At 39.4% G+C, this 18,953-nt stretch carries 15 protein-coding genes and 1 pseudogene; 11 read left to right on the forward strand and 5 right to left on the reverse strand.

The features are described from left to right. Positions 1–13: 13 nt before the first annotated feature. The 4 genes from atpD to PVV57_RS02335 all read left to right on the forward strand — a co-directional run bounded on the left by atpD (position 14) and on the right by PVV57_RS02335 (position 4,836). Positions 14–1,621 carry a F0F1 ATP synthase subunit beta gene (gene atpD / locus PVV57_RS02320; protein WP_273783362.1) on the forward strand — a complete coding sequence of 536 codons (1,608 nt, stop codon included), beginning with the start codon at positions 14–16 and terminating at the stop codon, positions 1,619–1,621. A 111-nt stretch (positions 1,622–1,732) separates the two neighbouring features. Then, positions 1,733–2,149, forward strand: a complete 417-nt coding sequence (gene atpC / locus PVV57_RS02325) for an ATP synthase F1 subunit epsilon (protein WP_273718704.1) — start codon at positions 1,733–1,735, stop codon at positions 2,147–2,149. Between the two features lie 23 nt (positions 2,150–2,172). Beyond that, positions 2,173–3,804, forward strand: coding sequence for an MFS transporter (locus PVV57_RS02330; protein ID WP_273783364.1), 1,632 nt, complete (start codon positions 2,173–2,175; stop codon positions 3,802–3,804). A gap of 24 nt (positions 3,805–3,828) precedes the next feature. After that, on the forward strand, positions 3,829–4,836 hold the full coding sequence (locus PVV57_RS02335; protein ID WP_273718706.1) for an HlyD family secretion protein: 1,008 nt from the start codon (positions 3,829–3,831) through the stop codon (positions 4,834–4,836). Positions 4,837–5,447: 611 nt separating this feature from the next. On the opposite strand, the gene PVV57_RS02340 is transcribed toward PVV57_RS02335, so the two are convergent. Continuing rightward, positions 5,448–5,735 carry a hypothetical protein gene (locus PVV57_RS02340; protein ID WP_273718707.1) on the reverse strand — a complete coding sequence of 96 codons (288 nt, stop codon included), beginning with the start codon at positions 5,733–5,735 and terminating at the stop codon, positions 5,448–5,450. Between the two features lie 915 nt (positions 5,736–6,650). Between PVV57_RS02340 and ispG the strand changes: the two genes are divergently transcribed. Then, positions 6,651–7,892, forward strand: a complete 1,242-nt coding sequence (gene ispG, locus PVV57_RS02345) for a flavodoxin-dependent (E)-4-hydroxy-3-methylbut-2-enyl-diphosphate synthase (protein WP_273718708.1) — start codon at positions 6,651–6,653, stop codon at positions 7,890–7,892. A gap of 866 nt (positions 7,893–8,758) precedes the next feature. Continuing rightward, entirely contained in the window at positions 8,759–9,925 is a 1,167-nt protein-coding gene (locus PVV57_RS02350) for an MFS transporter (protein ID WP_273783366.1), read from the forward strand. Positions 9,926–11,181: 1,256 nt separating this feature from the next. Here the strand turns inward: PVV57_RS02350 and PVV57_RS02355 are convergent. After that, complete coding sequence (locus PVV57_RS02355) at positions 11,182–12,087, reverse strand: polyprenyl synthetase family protein (RefSeq protein ID WP_273718711.1); 906 nt, start codon at positions 12,085–12,087, stop codon at positions 11,182–11,184. Between the two features lie 427 nt (positions 12,088–12,514). Between PVV57_RS02355 and rpmF (PVV57_RS02360) the strand changes: the two genes are divergently transcribed. The 5 genes and pseudogenes from rpmF (PVV57_RS02360) (at position 12,515) to rpmF (PVV57_RS02380) (ending at position 13,327) form a co-directional block, all read left to right on the forward strand. Beyond that, a complete protein-coding gene (gene rpmF / locus PVV57_RS02360; protein WP_005774555.1) occupies positions 12,515–12,694 on the forward strand; it encodes a 50S ribosomal protein L32 in 180 nt (59 codons plus the stop codon). A gap of 28 nt (positions 12,695–12,722) precedes the next feature. Further along, positions 12,723–12,827 (forward strand): 50S ribosomal protein L32, encoded by a 105-nt coding sequence (locus PVV57_RS02365; protein ID WP_273718715.1) that lies wholly within the window; start codon positions 12,723–12,725, stop codon positions 12,825–12,827. A gap of 40 nt (positions 12,828–12,867) precedes the next feature. Beyond that, positions 12,868–12,993, forward strand: a complete 126-nt coding sequence (rpmF, locus tag PVV57_RS02370; RefSeq protein ID WP_273783405.1) for a 50S ribosomal protein L32 — start codon at positions 12,868–12,870, stop codon at positions 12,991–12,993. Between the two features lie 40 nt (positions 12,994–13,033). Next, a pseudogene (rpmF, locus tag PVV57_RS02375) lies at positions 13,034–13,186 on the forward strand (50S ribosomal protein L32); the annotation flags it as partial. Continuing rightward, on the forward strand, positions 13,178–13,327 hold the full coding sequence (rpmF, locus tag PVV57_RS02380) for a 50S ribosomal protein L32 (protein WP_338070260.1): 150 nt from the start codon (positions 13,178–13,180) through the stop codon (positions 13,325–13,327). The pseudogene rpmF (PVV57_RS02375) and the gene rpmF (PVV57_RS02380), both read left to right, overlap by 9 nt. 2,203 nt (positions 13,328–15,530) lie before the next feature. Here the strand turns inward: rpmF (PVV57_RS02380) and PVV57_RS02385 are convergent. The 3 genes from PVV57_RS02385 to PVV57_RS02395 all read right to left on the reverse strand — a co-directional run bounded on the left by PVV57_RS02385 (position 15,531) and on the right by PVV57_RS02395 (position 18,363). Beyond that, the gene (locus tag PVV57_RS02385) at positions 15,531–16,115 is read right to left on the reverse strand and encodes a CarD family transcriptional regulator (RefSeq protein ID WP_012232472.1); all 585 of its coding nucleotides are present in this window, start codon (positions 16,113–16,115) and stop codon (positions 15,531–15,533) included. Between the two features lie 304 nt (positions 16,116–16,419). Beyond that, positions 16,420–16,761, reverse strand: a complete 342-nt coding sequence (gene fdxA / locus PVV57_RS02390) for a ferredoxin FdxA (protein WP_273718718.1) — start codon at positions 16,759–16,761, stop codon at positions 16,420–16,422. Between the two features lie 21 nt (positions 16,762–16,782). Further along, positions 16,783–18,363, reverse strand: coding sequence for a hypothetical protein (locus tag PVV57_RS02395; protein WP_273783368.1), 1,581 nt, complete (start codon positions 18,361–18,363; stop codon positions 16,783–16,785). Positions 18,364–18,953 lie beyond the last annotated feature (590 nt).

Raw genomic sequence — 18,953 nt, forward strand, 5'->3', positions numbered from 1 at the left:
AAGGTAAGGATTGATGGCAAAAGCAGTAACCTCAAGCAAAGGAGCAGAAAAAGGTGAAAAAAAGAAACCAGCTGCTCGTTCCGGTGTGAAAAAAGACGCTTCGAAATCTCAAGTAGATGTAAAGACTTCATCTGCGCCTGCACGTCGTGTTGCTAAAGATGCACCGGTGAAAAAAGAAGAGCGTGCAAAAGGCGCTGTTGGTGAGATTAAGCAGGTTATTGGTGCTGTTGTTGATGTGCAATTTGAAGGGGCATTGCCAAATATTCTCAATGCGTTGGAAACACAGAATTTAGGAAATCGCTTGGTGTTAGAAGTTGCACAGCATTTGGGTGAAAATACTGTGCGTACGATTGCGATGGATACGACCGATGGTCTGATGCGCGGACAAAAGGTCGTGGATACAGGAGCACAGATTCGTGTTCCTGTAGGAGAAGCGACCTTGGGACGTATTATGAATGTGATTGGAGAGCCAGTGGATAATGTGGGACCAATCCCTTCAACCAAAACACGTTCTATTCACCAAGAAGCGCCTGAATATGTTGAACAATCGACCGTTTCAGAGATTCTTGTTACGGGTATTAAGGTTGTGGATTTGTTAGCCCCCTATTCGAAAGGGGGTAAAATTGGCTTGTTTGGTGGTGCTGGTGTTGGAAAAACCGTTCTCATTATGGAGCTTATAAATAATATTGCAAAGGCCCATGGTGGCTATTCCGTGTTTGCTGGTGTGGGAGAACGGACACGTGAGGGAAATGATCTTTATTACGAAATGATCGAAAGCCGCGTGAATGTGAATCCAAAAGACAATAATGGTTCAACAGAAGGGTCAAAATGTGCGCTTGTTTATGGGCAAATGAATGAGCCACCAGGAGCACGTGCGCGTGTCGCTCTTTCAGGGTTGACCATTGCAGAAAGCTTCCGTGATGAAGGACAAGATGTTCTCTTCTTTGTGGATAATATTTTCCGTTTCACACAAGCAGGGGCTGAGGTGTCTGCTCTTTTAGGACGTATTCCTTCTGCTGTGGGGTACCAGCCTACTTTGGCAACGGATATGGGCGCTTTGCAAGAACGTATTACCAGTACAAAAACAGGCTCTATTACTTCTGTTCAGGCGATTTATGTTCCGGCTGATGACTTGACAGATCCGGCGCCGGCAACGTCTTTTGCCCATTTGGATGCAACGACCGTTCTTTCGCGCTCTATTGCGGAAAAGGGAATTTATCCAGCTGTGGATCCGCTTGATTCTTTCTCACGTATGTTGGATCCATTGATTGTGGGGGAAGAGCATTATACCGTTGCTTGTCAGGTGCAAACCATTTTACAACGTTATAGAGCGCTTCAAGATATTATTGCTATTCTTGGAATGGATGAACTTTCTGAAGATGATAAATTGTTGGTGGGACGGGCGCGTAAAATTGAACGTTTCCTTTCGCAACCTTTCCATGTGGCGGAAGCCTTTACTGGTTCGCCGGGAAAACTTGTTCCTTTGGAAGATACAATCAAAGGCTTTAAAGGTCTTTGTGCGGGCGATTATGATGATTTGCCAGAAGCTGCTTTTTATATGGTTGGTTCGATTGATGAAGCCATTGAAAAAGGAAAACGTCTCATGGCAGAGGCTTCTTAATTGAGAAGAAATCTGTCATGGATATTTGTCATTGAAAAGGGCAAGTTTTTGAAAAAGATAAGTTGTTAGGGAGGACGGAGAGTCCTTCTATCGGGTATTGTGGAGACTTTTGTGGAAAACAATAGAGAAGAGCATTTTTTGTTTGAGCTTGTGTCGCCTGAAAAGATTGTGTTTTCAGAGCGGGTTGTGTCTGTTGTTCTTCCTTCAGCTTCAGGTTCTTTGACCGTTATGGCACATCATGCACCATTGGTGGCAAGCATTGTGTTGGGGAGTGTTCGTGTTCGCACTGCTGCGGGAGAAAAGTTATTTGCTGTTTGCGGAGGTGTTGCAAATATTACCTTTTCAGGCTGCTCTTTATTGGTAGAGCATGTTGTGGCTGTTGAACATCTTTCTTTTGATGTATTAGAACAGCAGATTTTACAGGTTCAAGCGACGTTAGAGGGGGGAACGAGTGATGAGGATAATCGTAAAATCGAGGCTTTTTTCCAGCAATTATCAGCTGATGGTTCTGTGTTGATAGAGGCGTAGCAAGGTATACAGGAAAAGGTGACATGAGCGGAAAAAAGAGTACGGTTGTGTCTGCCAAAAGGGTCGGAAAACCTTTTCCTCGTCCGGGTCGTGTTTTTGCGGGACCTTTGCCGAAATGTTTTGTTTATATTTTTGCTTCTCTTATTTTGCAATGGGCTTATGGCTTAGGGGCCAATATTGTTCAGTCTAATATTGTCCATCTGACTGGCGATTTTCACGCAACTTTGGCCGAGACGACATGGTTGGTTGCGGCCTATATGGCACCCAATGTAAGTGTGGCGATTATGTTGATCAAAATCCGCTATCAGTTTGGATTGCGTGCTTTTGCTGAACTATCAATCCTTGGCTTCGTTTTGGTTTGTGTGTTGCAGCTCTTTGTGACCGATTTGCGTTCTGCGTTGATTATTCGCTTTTTTGCTGGGATTGCTGCTGCGCCTTTGGCTTCGCTTGCACTGCTTTATATGATGGAGGCTTTTGCTCCAGCAAAGAAGTTTACTGTTGCTCTGAGTTTGAATTATATGAATGCGGCTTTAGCAGCACCTTTATCCCGTTTGATTTCTCCGGATTTGCTGGAAAATGGTGGCTTTTCCAGTCTTTCTGCTCTGGAAATGGGGTTGGTCCTCATTAGTTTGGTCTGTATCTATACTTTGCCCCTTACACCAGTTGTCCGTAGTAAGGTTATTCAAAAGTTAGATTGGATAAGCTATGGTTTGATTGCTTTGGGGCTGGGGCTCAATGCTGTGATTATGTCTGTTGGCATATTGTATTGGTGGTATGAAGCGCCATGGATTGGTTGGGGGCTCGCACTTGCTATTTTCTCGTTGGCTGTTGCTATTATGATTGAGCTTAATAGAGAAAAACCATTGATTGATCTGCGTTGGATTTTCAGTAAAGAAATGATTCAATCTGTTTTTGTTTTATTGATTTTTCATGTTTTCTTGTTGGAACGGTCCAATTTGCCCGTCGGTTTTTTTAATCTTTTTGGTTTGCTCAATCGTGAAATGGCGCCCATGTATCTTGCGGTGACATTGGGAACTCTGTTAGGGGGGGCTGTTTGTGTCTTTTTTTTACGGGCGGGGCGTGAGGATTATTTTTATTTGTTATCTTTGGGTTGTTTGGCACTTGGCGCTTATTTAGATAGTCGTGTCAATCATTTAACGCGTCCGCAAGATATGATGTTGAGCCAAGGATTGGTGAGTTTTAGTTATGCACTTTTTTTGCCTCCTGCTCTTTTCAAAGGGTTTGTGATTGCTGGTGAGCGAGGCCCGCGTTATGTTTTGAGTTTTATTGCTGTTTTTTTGCTAACGCAAGTCACAGGGGGATTGATGGGATCGGCTTTTTTTGGCACCTTACAGTTTTATTTTGCTCATAAGAACTTTGAGTCTTTAACACAAAATATTGTTGTGACGGATCCGCTTATTTCTGGTGAGATAAATACTTTATTTTCGCCTTCTTATGGTGTTTCTGTTCCCCATGGCTTTGGAAGTGAGCAGGCGACTTCTCTGTTGATAGAGAAATTTAAGTTAACAGCAAATATTTTTGCTTATGATGACGTTTTTCGGCTTTATTTTTATATTTCAATGGCTGTATTCGTTGTTTTTCTTGTCACAATGGTTGTTAAGTCATGCTCTTTGCGTGCATTAGAAAAAAAGTGATGTCATAGAAGAGGGGTGTAAAAAATGATAAAAGCATTACGGTCAAAAGCTACGATTGTTGCATTCCTTTCTGGTATTATGGGGGTTTTGCTGATTTTGTGGGCTTGGAGACTTCCTCCTTTTGTGAGTAACATTCAAATAACGGATAATGCTTCTATTAAGGGCAATGTGACGCTGGTTAGTTCACAGATCTCTGGGGTGATCGCACGGATTTATGTACAAGATTATCAACGCGTTGAAAAGGGAATGCTGCTCTTTGAGCTTGATGATTCTCTTTTTCGTCAGCAGCTTGCACGCGCACAGGCTGTTCTCGATTCAAAAAATGCAAAATTGGCCAGTATTGAATTGCAAGCTCAGATTTTACAAGGAGAAGTTAATGCTGCAGAAGCAGAATTAGCGCGTTCACGAGCATTCTCCAATGTTGTTCCTGATAGTAAAAAGTTAGGCTTTGGAGATGTGGCAAATTCTGTTTCTCGTCCTCTTTCACAACTCTTGGCAGCACTGGAAACAAAACGACAATTGCAAAAACAATTAAATCTTGAACGGCAAAGTTTACAGTCAGAAGTTGCGGGAGCAAAGGTGAGTGTTGAGTTGGCAAAACTTAATCTCGATCATACAAAGATTTTATCGCCTCGAACAGGCTATATTGGATTGGTTGGAGCGCGGGTAGGGCAATATGTTATGCCGGGGACGCAATTGGTCTCTGTTATTTCTGATGATATTTGGATTATCGCTAATTATAAAGAAACGCAGCTTTCTCAGATGCGTGTGGGACAACCGGTTGTTTTTTCTGTTGATGCGTTGAACAACAAAAAGTTAACAGGGCGTGTGGTTCGTTTTGCTCCAGCGACAGGTTCAGAGTTTTCATTGTTAAAAACGGATACGACAATTGGTAATTTTATCAAAATTGCACAACGTATTTCAGTAAGGATTGCTTTAGATCCTGGTCAGGAAGGGATTGAAAAGCTTATTCCTGGGATGTCTGTGGTTACGTATGTGGATACTTCGCAGCGGGTCGATTCTGGAGGATAAAATTTTGGGTTTTTTCAGTTTAATTTTTATACCATTTGCTTATAGCAAGTGGGCGTTTACGTTAGAAGATTTCGTTTGGTTTATTATGATCCATCTCTTAAAGCTCTTAAAACACTTATTTGTCATGATGTAAAATAATGTTCTTTAGAACATTAAGAGGCATGCCTCTTTAATCACTTCTATTTCTTTTGAAATAACGCAGTAGAAGGGGGGGATTGATAAGGTGCTTTATAGTCTTCTTGCAACAGCGTTCTTTGAAGGCGTGGGGGTGTGGGGTGGCGTGTGTGTGGGCAGTAGGTGAAAATTACTCGATAAAAAATTAGATGTTTACAGACGAGTGGCGGGGAGGAATATTGAAGTAATATTTAGGGTATAGTTTGCCTGTCGTCTCTCACAATACTGTTCTTTGAGGTGTGGTGATGTGGATCGCATGTGTGGACAGTTATCCCGCTAGATAAAAAGCTGAATGATAGACTGGTGGGGTGGAAAATTTAGCCTTGGGAAGGATGGAGGGCGTAAAGTTAGGGGGAAAACGTATAAGTAGTGTGCTTTATCAGTGATGAAAAAAATGCCCGCTTTGAATCGGGCATTAAAAGGGAAGATTGTTGGTGTTAGTAATTTTTGCGGATTAGCAAGAAGCTTGCCAAAACGACTCCGGCAGCTAATGCGAGGGTTTTTTTAGGATTTTCTTTCGCTTTTTTCTTTAATTCTGTTGCATGTTCGTTGAGGTGGTAAAGTGCGTGACGCCCCTTTTGTTTCCATGTGTTAAACAGCTCAGAAATGTTTTCAAAGCTATCATTTTGAGAACTCCAATGATTTACGGGGACCAGCTCTCTTTTTAATTGTGCAATACGTTTTTTAATTTTAGCATTTTTAGCGTTGGTTGAAAATAGACACATTTGTTGACTCCTTCATGTGTTAAATTGTGTGCATGATCGTTGGAATTGTGTTTGGGGTTTTGCTATAACGACTTAAAAATTGAAAGGTTGCATTGATTATGCGACTTGGGGCGGATTGTGTTTTGGGGGTGAGGTGAAAGTTAAGCGTTTGGGTTTAATGAGGCATTTCTTAAATATGGCTTGCGTCCATTTCATGATGGGGAGTGTAAGGGTATAAGGTACAATCTCCTGCAAAAGATAATTTCTTTGTCAAGGCTATCAAGCTCGTTGCGCATTCCCATCTTTATTTCATCAAGATATCAAGCTGGTCGTTTTATTTTCTTATCCTTGTTTCAAAGTTTGGAGACAGTTCTTCAAGCATTTTTACTTTTTTTCGTTTTTATCTCCATGGTTGCTTGTGGTGTGTAAGGGACATGGCTTTGATTGATGATGAACAGATTTGAAATGAGAGAAGCTTACGATGTTTAGGTTTTCCATTCAAATTTATAAAAAAGAAGTTATTATAAATGAATATGTTGCCTTAATTGGGTGGTATATCCCGTGAATTTTTAAACATTTTTTAAAATTGTGCTTTGATGAGCGTTATCTGTTGTGTTGTAAAGTATTGTGCTTTGATGACGTTGATGTAGGTATGCACCTTAAAAATACAGTCTTGTCTCTGTCTGATTTTAGTTTCTTTTTGAAGCAACCAAGTGTAAAAGTGTGAACGTGAACAGGAGTGGTGGGACTTATCCGGGGCATTTGTGAAATGAATCTCACTTATGAGCTGAGTTCCATCAGGGGGTAACAGATGAAGCTTAAAGTAATCTGTTAAGATTGGTGGGTGGTGTTATTTTCGTTTTCGTCCTTTGAGGTGCGGAGGAAGTCAATGTAAATGATGGTTGAGAGTGCAGGTTTTAAAAATTTGAGGACTTGATGAGCACGACCTATTCTTTGTCGAAACCTCTTGAGCGTCGTCGCTCTGTTGGTGTTGCGGTTGGTAATGTGGTGGTTGGGGGGCAGAGCCCGGTTGTTGTACAGTCAATGACCAATACAGATACCGCTGATGTTGATGCAACCGTTTCTCAAGTGGCTGCTCTTTGGCAAGCGGGTTCACAATTGGTTCGGATTACTGTTGATCGTGATGAAGCAGCGGCAGCTGTACCAAAAATACGGGAGCGATTGGAAAGATTAGGTTTTTCTATCCCATTGGTTGGGGATTTTCATTATATCGGCCATAAGCTTTTATCAGAGCATCCAGCGTGTGCTGAGGCACTTGCAAAATATCGCATCAATCCTGGAAATGTAGGTTTTGGCGCAAAAAAAGATCGTCAATTTGCAGAAATTATTGAGATTGCTTGTCGCTATCATAAACCTATTCGCATTGGCGTGAATTGGGGGTCGCTTGATAACGCGTTGTTGACACAGCTTATGAATGAAAATGCGAGACAAGAAAATCCCTTATCTGTGGCTGAAGTGATGCGAGAAACTGTTGTGCAGTCGGCTTTGCTTTCGGCGGCTTTAGCAGAAGAGTTGGGGTTGGGACGGGATAAAATTATTCTTTCTGCTAAAGTGAGTGATGTTCAAGATCTTATTGCTGTCTATACCACCTTGGCAGAACGTTGTGATTATGCCCTTCATTTGGGCTTAACGGAAGCAGGGATGGGGACAAAGGGGGTTGTGGCTTCTTCGGTGGCTTTGGGCATTTTATTACAGCAGGGGATTGGCGATACGATACGCATTTCATTAACGCCTGAACCTGGTGGTGATCGAACACGAGAAGTAAAAGTGGGCCAGGAACTTTTACAAGTGATGGGGTTTCGGCAATTTCTCCCCGTGGTTGCAGCTTGCCCTGGATGTGGGCGTACAACTTCAACGGTCTTTCAGCAATTGGCGCAAAAAATTGAAGCGGATTTACATAAAAATATGCCCATTTGGCGTGAAAAATATCCTGGGGTTGAAAGTTTAAAGGTGGCTGTGATGGGATGTATCGTCAATGGACCCGGGGAATCAAAACATGCGGATATTGGAATTTCATTGCCTGGCGTAGGGGAATCTCCAGCGGCCCCTGTTTTTATTGAAGGACAAAAGGTAAAAACTTTGCGTGGTGATCACATTGCAGAAGAATTCGAAGGGCTTTTGAGTGATTATATTCATAAACGTTTTGGACAAGGTTAAACAATGACACAAGGTTGAGGTAAAGAACTTGCGTTGTTTTAAAGAAAGGTCTCTTAAGGCTCCCCATTTCTCAATAGCGTTTATGAATGCTAGAATGGTAAAGTTCTCGTGAAGTGTATAAACTTATAAAGCTGTCCCATCTTTTAAGTTTAATAAAAGGGCAAGTCGTTCGCTATGGTAAACTTCAGCTCCCATATGGTCCTTAATACTTGATACTTGAGAGAGCTCATAAGAGGCATTTTTGCTCCACACTTTGACTATTTTTTTTATTCCCTATGGGATTATTTTATTCCACACGGGCCCCCCGCTTGTGACGTGGAAAATGTGACGTGTAAAAGATTTTGATGCAACATAAACAGCTTTAGAATGAAAGAATCCTACAATATTTGCCCATTCGATATGCAAAACAATGAACATTTTTTATAAATCAATCTATTGTTGTTATGTGCTGCTTTGGCTACGGTGAAAGCTATTGGGCCGCTTATGATCTCAAGAAAAACCGCCGTTATGCATGCTATGAATCAAAAGCCTATGATCGATATCGATGCGTTTGAGTTTTTTGAGAATATTAAGCAACACTCTATGAATAGTTTGATAGATCATAAATATTGTTGCTGGTTCTTTGGCGGTTCTTGAAGCAGTGAGATATTTGACGGATTTCCAATTATAGAAAAAACATGATTCATTCATTCATTCAGTATTTTCAGGCATTCTTCCAGTATTTTCAGGCATGTCTCTGGATATCAAATTGATAGGACTGGAGATCTGTACGGTGGTTATTACCCCATTTGTCGTAAAATGTAAGCTTTTATATTGCTCTAAAATGATGTATACGGGTGCCTTTTTTGGCGTTATTGGGGGAATGAATGACAAGTATATTAGCCTTTGGTTTTTTATTTAACGGTATAAGAATTTTAACAGGCGCTTTTATTGTCTTTTATATGCTGGAGAAAGGCTTAACGCTTATTGATATCGGGATCATTAAGTCATTTCAGGCTTTTATTATGATGGTTACCGATATTCCTCTGGGATATTTTGCTGATCGAAAAAGTTATAAAATATCGATCGTCTTGGCGGCGGCTTTTGCTGCCACATGGCTCTTTCTCATGGGCGTTTCTACAAGCTTTTACGGTTTTCTTTTGGCAGAATCTTTTAATGCCTTGTCTCTGACATTGATTGCGGGGGCTTATAATGCTTTACTTGTGCAATATGCAAAAGCAAAAGTGACATCGACTAAAAAGGTGCTGGGATCAAGTTCTCAATATAATTACATTGGCATGTTTATATTTAGTTTAATTGGCGCCTATTTTGCTGATTATTCGAGCCAATATATATGGTATATTGCGGCATTTTTAATGTTGATGACAACACTCTTTGGTTTGTTCTTTCTTGATGACCTCAAAGGACAGAGAAAACCAAGTCATGGAAATTCTCTTCAGAAAAATTCTCTCATTTGTGAAGCTAAAGAGATGGTCTCTATTTTTGTTAAAGTTCCTTATATCTCTTTATGCTTTTATTTTTCATTGATTTTTTTCAATATATTTTCGCAATATTGGCAGTGGATCTTTAAAGATCATCATATTCATGTCACTTATTTTGATCTTGGTGTGACATTTTCACTGATTTTGCTCTCGCAGCTCCTGGCTAGTTTTCTCTTTACAAAACTAAGTGAAAGGGTGAATTTTGTTTTATTGCTGTTTCTTTCAGCGTCACTGATTTTTACAGTGGTTTTCTTTGAGCCAAGAAAAGAAATTGCTGTCATTTTAGTCTGTATGGTTTTTTATCTCATTAAGTACACCTATCTTCGTGTGGAAGTTATCCTCCATGATCGTATTAGCGATCATTTCAGGGCTACATACGAGTCTTTCTTGTCAACCGTTGGAAGATTTAGCCTTTTGGTGCTTTTTTACATGAGTGCATCTATGGTCAATATATTTGGCTTTTTCTCTCTCGTTTATATTTTTGCTATTTATTTATTGATTTACTTATTGGCAGTATTTTTTTTAGAAGGAACGCGCAAAAAAGCTCAGTGAGAATCGTAACTTATGATTACATTTGTGTTTTTATGGCGTGTTTGCATAGAGCTCCACACGATATAGGATATGATGCACCCAAGAGGAATTTCTAAATGACAGTGAGCGAGCAAAGATATTCAATGATTATGGTGCGATTGGGGGCTATGGTATAATCGATTATCGTAATATTTTCTTGGTCTTGTTGTATATTTTTACATTCGGGTTATCTTTTGATGGCCATATTTTCCAGCTTTGGCAAGGGATATCGGTTCGGTTATTATGATGCTCTTCATCTTTATGGGACGTATGAGAAAATTTCATTTGAGGGAAGAAATTTATTTTTGGCTTGGAAAAACTCCTTATTATTATGCCGTAAAATACTGCCATTTGAGGCGTGGTGATGGGAAGAGATCTAAAATTTTACACATTCGGTATTACGTGCGTGGTGGATATCCTTCAGTCTTATTTGTTGAGTCTTTATGTCCGTGAACCATACAACAGCTGTAAGCATCTTCTTTAAGAATCCAGACTATTTACAAATTGGCATTGGTAGGAATCCTTGCTCTTTTAAATGTGGAGAGGAGATATTCTATAGAATAATGATTTATTTTTTTGTCGCAAGCATCATGCTCTGTTTAATTTTTTTATGCAATGCGTTGAATAAATACGATAAAAAGTCTGACAAATTAAAGGACGATAGTGATGATTATTAAACTGAAATTATTCCGTATTTTTGTAAAAGCGGTTCTATTTTTCGAAAGAGAAAACCGGTACTATCATTCGTGTTCCTAGTAGTTGGGTTCTTGGTTGGGTTCTAGCCCTTGGTCCTTAAGATGGTTCATAAGAGGAATTTTGCTCCCTTTTTTACGGCTTTGCTTTTACCCAAACGCTGCTTTCGCTTATGACGACAGACAAAAGATTTTAATGAATTCAATATGAGAGGGTATGTGATGAGAAAATCTTATGATATTAAGCGCTGTTTCAAATTAATATTATAAATCAATGCGTTGAATGCGTGTTTCTTGACGTTTTTTCTTGTTCTTTAGGCGTGCTTCATGCAAAATAGGATGTCTAGAATACACTTGTTTTATAAATTCATGCGCTTGTTTTAATGAAACCCTTCTTAAGGTTTGTCAGATCATATTTAATGATGGGCATTTATGATGGGACCAACAGTATACAATGGTCATGTTTTTTGAAAAATCTCTTGGATATTTAACAAAGAGAACGGTGTACGATATGGACAATAGGGCGGGATGTAAGGGCGGATGACGTTAATTTTTGCGTGTCGCACTAAAGCGCGCGACTTGTAGGAGGGGGAGTGCTTTGGCATCATCAAAAGGGTGTAAGAGGGCTTCTGCTTTTGTGATGAGCGCGTCTCGCTTTTTTTGGGTTTCTTCAATGCCATAAAGACGAACAAAAGTTGCCTTTTGTGCCGTTTCATCTTTCCCAGCGGTTTTACCTAGGGTTTGCGTGTTGGCGGTGACATCAAGAAGATCATCGGTTAATTGAAAGGCTAAACCAAGATAGCTCCCAAAAGCCGTCAACTTTGTCAATAATTCTTGGGAGGCATTGCCAATGATGGCGCCTGCTTGGCAAGCAAAGCTTATTAAGGCTGCTGTTTTCATGCGTTGTAGTGTGATGATGTCAGTACTCTCTTGCGGTTTTTTTTCAGCTTCAAGATCCAGCATTTGTCCCCCTAGCATACCACCAAGTCCGGCTGATTGTGCAAGAGCGGTGATCAATTTTATTCTTATATCTGTAGACAGTGCAGCAGCTTTATGGGCAATGATTTCAAAGGCAAATGTCAAGAGGGCATTGCCTGCTAGAATTGCTGTTGCTTCATCAAATTCTATGTGGACAGTGGGTTTTCCGCGTCGAAGTGTATCGTTATCCATGGCTGGAAGATCATCGTGAATGAGCGAATAACAATGAACACATTCTAAGGCACATGCAACATCAAGAGAATGCTCTACAGGGATATCAAAAAGTGCAGCACTTTGAATCACAAGAAAAGGACGCAGGCGTTTCCCACCGTTCAGCACCCCATAACGCATGGCTTTGATTAAGTTTTCAGGGCGTGAAATTTCACCATTTTGGATGTGATTACTTAACAGTGTGCTCAGTCGACTTTCAACGGTGTGGCCATGTTTTGCAAGAAGGGTGGTAAATTCGTGCATTCTTGCTTCCTTTGTTTTTACAAAAATAAAATGATGAAGTTCAAAGAGAGAAGCTGTTGCTTTTTCTTATTTTCATCAATTGGCGTAGGTTTTTATTAAAAATCAACTTCTCTTTATTATGCGTATCTCTACTGTATGCGAAAATCCCTTTTAATGCCAAATAAAAAATTAAATATTCGTCCTATGAAAATGTTTTCATTGGGGTATAAAACTCATAAATTTTTCGGTGCTTGTGATATTTACTTAGGTATTGTGAGACCATTTTTGATAAAAGGAAGGTTATTTTTGGGAAGAGAAGGATCATTTTGACATTGCCTCTTCTTCTTTATCAGTGTATAACACTTTCAAATTTTATGGTGTTTTTAAATAAAGCATTGTCATCTTTGGCATTGCTTTTTCTGTTTTAATGGATTTGGAGTGTCTTTTTATGGCTGTACCTAAACGAAAAACCTCTCCAGCGAAGAGGGGCATGCGCCGTTCGGCTGATGCTCTGAAGGCGCCGACTTATATCGAGGATAAAAATTCTGGTGAATTGCGTCGCCCTCATCACATTGATCTGAAAACCGGAATGTATCGTGGTCGTTCCGTTTTAGTGGTTAAGGATTGAGCATTTTATCTCTTTTGAGAATCGGGGTATGTGCCGTTTGGCTGGTGCTCTGAGGACGCTGGCTTATATCGATGATAAGAATTCTGCTGAATTGCGTCGTCCTCATCACATTGATCTGAAAACAAGAATGTAGTGTGGTCGTTCCGTTTTAGGGATTAAGACTTTAGCATTTTATCTCTTTTGAGAAGCGGGGCATGCGCCGTTTGGCTGATGCTCTGAGGGTGCTGGCTTATATCGAGGATAAAAATTCTGGTGAATTGCGTCGCTCTCATCATATTGATCTGAAAACAAGAATGTAGTGTGGTCGTTCCGTTTTAGGGATTAAGACTTTAGCATTTTATCTCTTTTGAGAAGCGGGGCATGCGCCGTTTGGCTGATGCTCTGAGGGTGCTGGCTTATATCGAGGATAAAAATTCTGGTGAATTGCGTCGCTCTCATCATATTGATCTGAAAACAAGAATGTACCGTGGACGTTTTGTTCTCGTGGTTAAGGCTTTAGCGTTTTACCTCTCTTCACAAAAGAGAGGTATGCGCCGTTTGACTGGTGCTCTGAGGGCGCTGGCTTATATCGATGATAAGAATTCTGCTGAATTGCGTCGCTCTCATCACATTGATCTGAAAACTGGAATGTAGTGTGGTCGTTCCGTTTTAGGGATTAAGACTTTAGCATTTTATCTCTCTACCAGTGGTAGGTTTCTTTTGCTTCATTTGTGAATGCGCATGGTCGTGTGTGTTTTGTGTTCCTTGAAGGGTATGGGGGGTAAGGCTTTCCCGTAGACAAAGTGATTCTATTGTGGGGGATGATTTTCTTGTTTTCTTGAGAGAAGATAAAGAATTGTTGGTGTGCAGTGTCTTTTATGATGACTTCGTTAAGAGCGTGGGTATCGATATAAGCTTGTTCAATCATAGAATCATTTTTCTTAAAAATATTCTTAAAGAGCTACTTTCTAGGGAAGGTAAAAGGAAAGTATAAAAATAATTAATGCTGCCAGAAGGTGTAAAACCGTATATCCTACTTGTATCTCACTTCATTCTATACTTTAAGGGAGCACCTATTTCTTGCTCTATGAGACCGTAAAATATCGTCATTGAGGATAATTGATTCAATACTTTAAGCATGAGGTGTGTTTGTTAAGAATTTGTGATGAATAGCCAATGGTTTATCCATAGAGTTTATAGTGTAACACACGTTTCTCAGTAAAAGAATGGTGATTTATATCCACACAACATTGATTTATAAAAATCATTCATTGTTTTGCGTCTTAAATGAAAGGCCTCGATTTTTTCATTTCAAATCTGTTCTACGCTGAATCAATAACAATTATTTGCTTACACATTATAAGCGGGGCTTTGGCCTATGGGTAAAAATTGTATAAGAAAGAAAAATACCTATAATGGACACGCTCAAATGGAAGGGTGTTGAAGCATTGAGGACTCAATGGCTGTTGGGATCTTATAAGCAGAAAAAACTATTGTAAGACAGAAGGGGACTTATTCAATAATCTTTCGTGCTTTTGATGATAAAGGCGCATGAGATTTTTTTATGAGCATCACGCTTTCTTTTCATATTTTTGAGCTCATAACTTTTCAGATATCACGATCAATTTGATCTTATGCATAGTGATACAAAGAATATGAACGAACGCCTATCATGCTAAGCACACGCAAAGCCAATTGTATCATTGTTTTTTAACAGAGAGTTTGATCAAAAGCTGGAATATCTTTCTCATTTATCGCTGGTATGGTTGTAACCTTATGACGTTATTTTCCTTCAGAGAGCATGTACTTTTTCTATTGCTGGTAAATCAGCATCTAGTCCTAATGCTGTAGTTATGTGTGAGATAAAGATTGAAACGGATAAGGGCTGCTGTATTAACTTTTGTATGCTAAATCGGGGCGGGGTATTGGTGTATTTCTGTTTTGTGTCATTTCTAAAATAAGAAGGCGGCCTCATTTGGAAAGAATATAAAAGCTGTAAAAGTGCAAACCAACTTTCATTTTTAATTCAGTTTTACGGCTAAAACATCTATGGCAATGTCTTTTAAAAAATTGGAGATTATGGCTTGTTTCATACTTTTTTATCGTTCTTTTATGGGATCATGAGCATTATAAAAAATAAAACGCCCCAAACGGAATATAGAAATATAAATATACTTGTGTTGTACATCCACGTGTTTTTTTTTAAACCTCTCTCAATGTGCTTTTCAGCCCATTTTGCGACGGTACTTCTTGAAGGGTATAACGATAAAGCCCTAGGGAATACTATGAAATTTATTGCCCCTCTCTTTAGGCTTCATAAAAGTGTAAGCCAGCAATTATTATACACTTTGCCATCTCTCAATGTTTCAAAAGCCAAGAGCTGTTGAATGGTTCGTAAGAGGCATGCCTTTTTTGTAAAGCTTTTACTCACATGATTTTTCCGCTTGTCGTGGGTAAGCGAGTGTTTTTTATTGATTCAACATGGAATAGATTTGGAGTGAAAGAATTTTGCGATCTTCGGGATTTTAATTGAATATAAAAAACGATCTTTTTATAAATCAATATCTTGAATTATATGGGACGTGTAAGGAAGTCATTCAATGGTTTCATGTGAGAGAGTCTTCCTGTATTCAGCCTTATGATTAAAGATAAAAAATGATGCATGATGATGATTCATCAATGCGCTGGCTGTGAAGTAAAGCGCATGAGGCGGCGGCGGGGTCGAATTTATCAAAAAGTTAGATTGTTTATGGGTGCTTTAAGAAACTTTATCCTTGAGAGTGTAGAGGATGATAAAAAAATAAAACCAGCAAAGAGCTGGTTTTATCAAAATATTCTGTTTTTATGAAAGAATGTATTATGCAGCGTAGACAGCTTTGCTGTTTTCAACGGTTTCTTCTCTCTCCGTTTTAAATTCGCGTTTCGGCTTGTTGGAGAGATGCATCTCTATGAGATTAATCGCTTCTGTTTCAGAAAGGCTATTAATAACCGCAATTTCGCGGGCCATTCTTTCAAGAGCAGCGGTATAAAGTTGACGCTCAGAGTAGGATTGTTCAGGTTGTAGGTTAGAGCGAAAAAGATCACGGACCACCTCAGCAATACAAATAAGATCTCCTGAGTTGATTTTAGCATCATATTCTTGAGCACGGCGTGACCACATGGTCCGTTTAACACGTGCTTTTCCGCGTAAGACTTTTAAAGCGCGTTCGACGGAATCACCAGCAGATAATTTACGCATTCCAACGGAAAGGGCTTTTGCAATGGGAACTTTGACATCCATTTTATCTTTCGCAAAATGAATGACAAAAAGTTTTAATTTATGTCCTGCAACTTCTTGATCTTCAATCGCTATAATTTGCCCTACTCCATGTGTAGGGTAGACGATATATTCAGAGGTTGCAAATTCTTTAGTCTTGGAGGACGTTCCATGTTGGGATGCCATAATCTTAGTTTACTCCCTTATGATCAATAAATGCATCGGAAAACAGGTTATAAACCTGAGGGTTGAGTTTTCTTTAACCAAGTATATTGTACCAATTAAGTGAGCATAAAAGCCGAGTACTTTTAAATCCAAAAAAAATACATTGCTTTACTAAAAAAAGCAAAGAAAAATACTTAGAAAGATGATCATGTTAGAATAACACTAACATCAAACTTCAAAAGAATCAATCATTTCGCTTGAGGATTTTTTATTTTTACAAAAGAAGTCTTTCAATTGTTGAAGGAGGAAGCTGTACACTGTATCATTACTCTTCTCCACTTCCTGGATTTTCTGAAAAATACTTTTCTAGTTTGTTTGGAACACCATCCATTTCTTTTGCTTGAGGAAGAGGATCTTTTTTTGTGGTTAAATTGGGCCATTTGTTTGCATAAAGAAGATTAAGTTCTAACCACTTTTCTAGTCCTGGTTCTGTATCAGGTATAATGGCTTCTGCTGGGCATTCTGGCACACAAACACCACAATCGATGCATTCATCAGGATGAATGACCAACATATTTTCACCTTCATAAAAACAATCAACAGGACAAACTTCAACGCAATCCGTATATTTGCAATGAATGCAGTTGTCGGTTACTACGTGGGTCACGATCAAACTCCATTTGTTATTTTAATGCTCTTTAGAGGAAAGTGTTTGCGTGTTTTTATGGTTGGTGAGTTGATCGCGTAGTACAGCTAATTTTGCAAAAGGTGAATCAGGGTTAAGACGCTTTTCTTTTTGGAAAGGTTTATAATTCGCACGCTTGTCTTGGGATTTATGGAACTTATGAGAACGTTTGGTTTGTGATGGTGCTTCTTGAGGGGAATTTCCATGCGCATTGTTCCCTTTTTTTACAGCGCCCTCCGGTTTATTTTTCCATTGATGTCTAGATTTGTCACGTTTTTTTTGTGTGTGGTGGTGAAATGGGGGCCTATAATGCCATAATAAAATAACTTTATCTTCTGCTGTAGGAGGCGTGGGCTTGGCAAAATTTCCAACAGGTTCAGCAGCTGGTAAAGCATTGGTGTTATGGGCGTGTTTTTCAATACAAGAGGAGAAAGTATTCAAGGATGAGGTATTCTTTTCTTCTTGTGTTGTTTCTGAAATATTGATTGTTTGCCATAGACTGCCAACGCATTCTGCTGGTCGAACTGCTTGTGTTGTTGCATGGACAGAAAAAGAGCCTTGGTGTGCAAGAAGATTTTGTTCAAACACAGTATTGCTTATGCTGTATGATTGATAGCCAAGCCCTTTGAGAATTTCTTCCATATCATTTCCATTGGCTCCAAGAATGGACATCATGGCAGGGGTCACAAAAAAACTTTTGCCGTCATAGGCACCATCGGGTTTGGGATCATTTCCTTGTTTCCAATGAAGGGCGGGGCGGATAAGATTGGCAAGACGTTCTAAAATATCAATCCGTACAGCACGTTGTCCTAAGATTCGGTAACCGGCTAATTGATAAAATTGGCGGTTATAGGTAGGGTCAACAACCAAAGAGGTTCGACCAGCAGATAACGCTGTAAAAATTTCAACCAAACCCCTTTTGTCTTGTCCTGCATTTTGAAGATTCCACAAAAGGGTAATGGCTTGGACCGGAGCGGGTTTAAGCATTCCTGCAACATAGATATGAAAAGCGCCAAAACGCACACCTAGACGCCGAAGCACGGCACGTGATTCTTGCGCAAGGTTTTTGACAAGGTCTAAAACTTCACGGCGGGGTATAATCCCTAAAGAGTTAACCAGTTGTAAGGCAAGACTGTTGGTTGAATCTGTTAAATTATCAGCATTGCGCAAATCAAATAGGGGCTTTAAAGCCGTTTCAAAATGAAAGGTTACAAAACGCTCTAATCGTTTTACGACGTTGTCGCGGGCTTCTCCGATGAGTTGTGTGTCTGCTAAAACAATCAGTTTGGGGTTGAAAAAATCTTCTGTGGCAACAAGTTGCCCCACAGGTTGACCAATCCAGCGCACAATGCCATCAGAACTGAGGGTAAAATCGCCATTTGCACAAGTACAAAAACGTGTTGCACGTTTGGAAAACGCAAGAATCAAATTTTCATTCTCTATTGAACATTGCTGCTCAGCTGTTTGATCGCTATTGTTTTTTTTCGCATAAAAACGAAAACCTTCAAATTTACCTCTTCCGTATTTTTCAATGAGAATATCATCCTGAAGAATCTCATTCTGTTGAACAATCTTGCTATCCATGATCATTTTCTTTCTCAGTGCGACACTGGTAAAAAGCCTTTTGCGACAACTCCATAATGCTGCTCTTTAACACGTTTGTTGCGCTTGCTTCAATCACTCTTGTCGCTTTTTGATGTTTCTTTTTGCGCCTTTAAAACTTAAATGCTTCTTTTTTATTCAGTTTTCATTCAGTTGGGATATTTTATGTTTGTAGATTACACTTATTAGTTGTATTGTAAAGCTGAAAGCATAAAAAGCTGAAAGCATAAATAGATTTTTTAAACTTACAAGGAAACGGAATCGGTCATCAAAAAAACAGCATGTGTTTTGTCTGATCATTTTATTTTTTTTTGCTGTTTTGTCATGAAAAGTGAAGAGAAAGTTTTTTTCAAATATTTCATAGGCTAAAAGGCATATTGCAGGGGCGTTTTGCAAGTGAAATTGTGTCTTATGAGAAGAAGTTTTACCCTGATAATGAAAAAAACAATTGCGATTATAAAATTACACGCTAAAGTAGTGAGCGCAGAAGTAGACAACTTTTGCGTTCTTTTTGAGAAAGAACAATGATGTCGTTGCCAAATCAATTTTGATAATTTTAATCGCAAGGGGTT

Source organism: Bartonella sp. AU15XJBT (assembly GCF_028618615.1).
Classification (GTDB): domain Bacteria; phylum Pseudomonadota; class Alphaproteobacteria; order Rhizobiales; family Rhizobiaceae; genus Bartonella.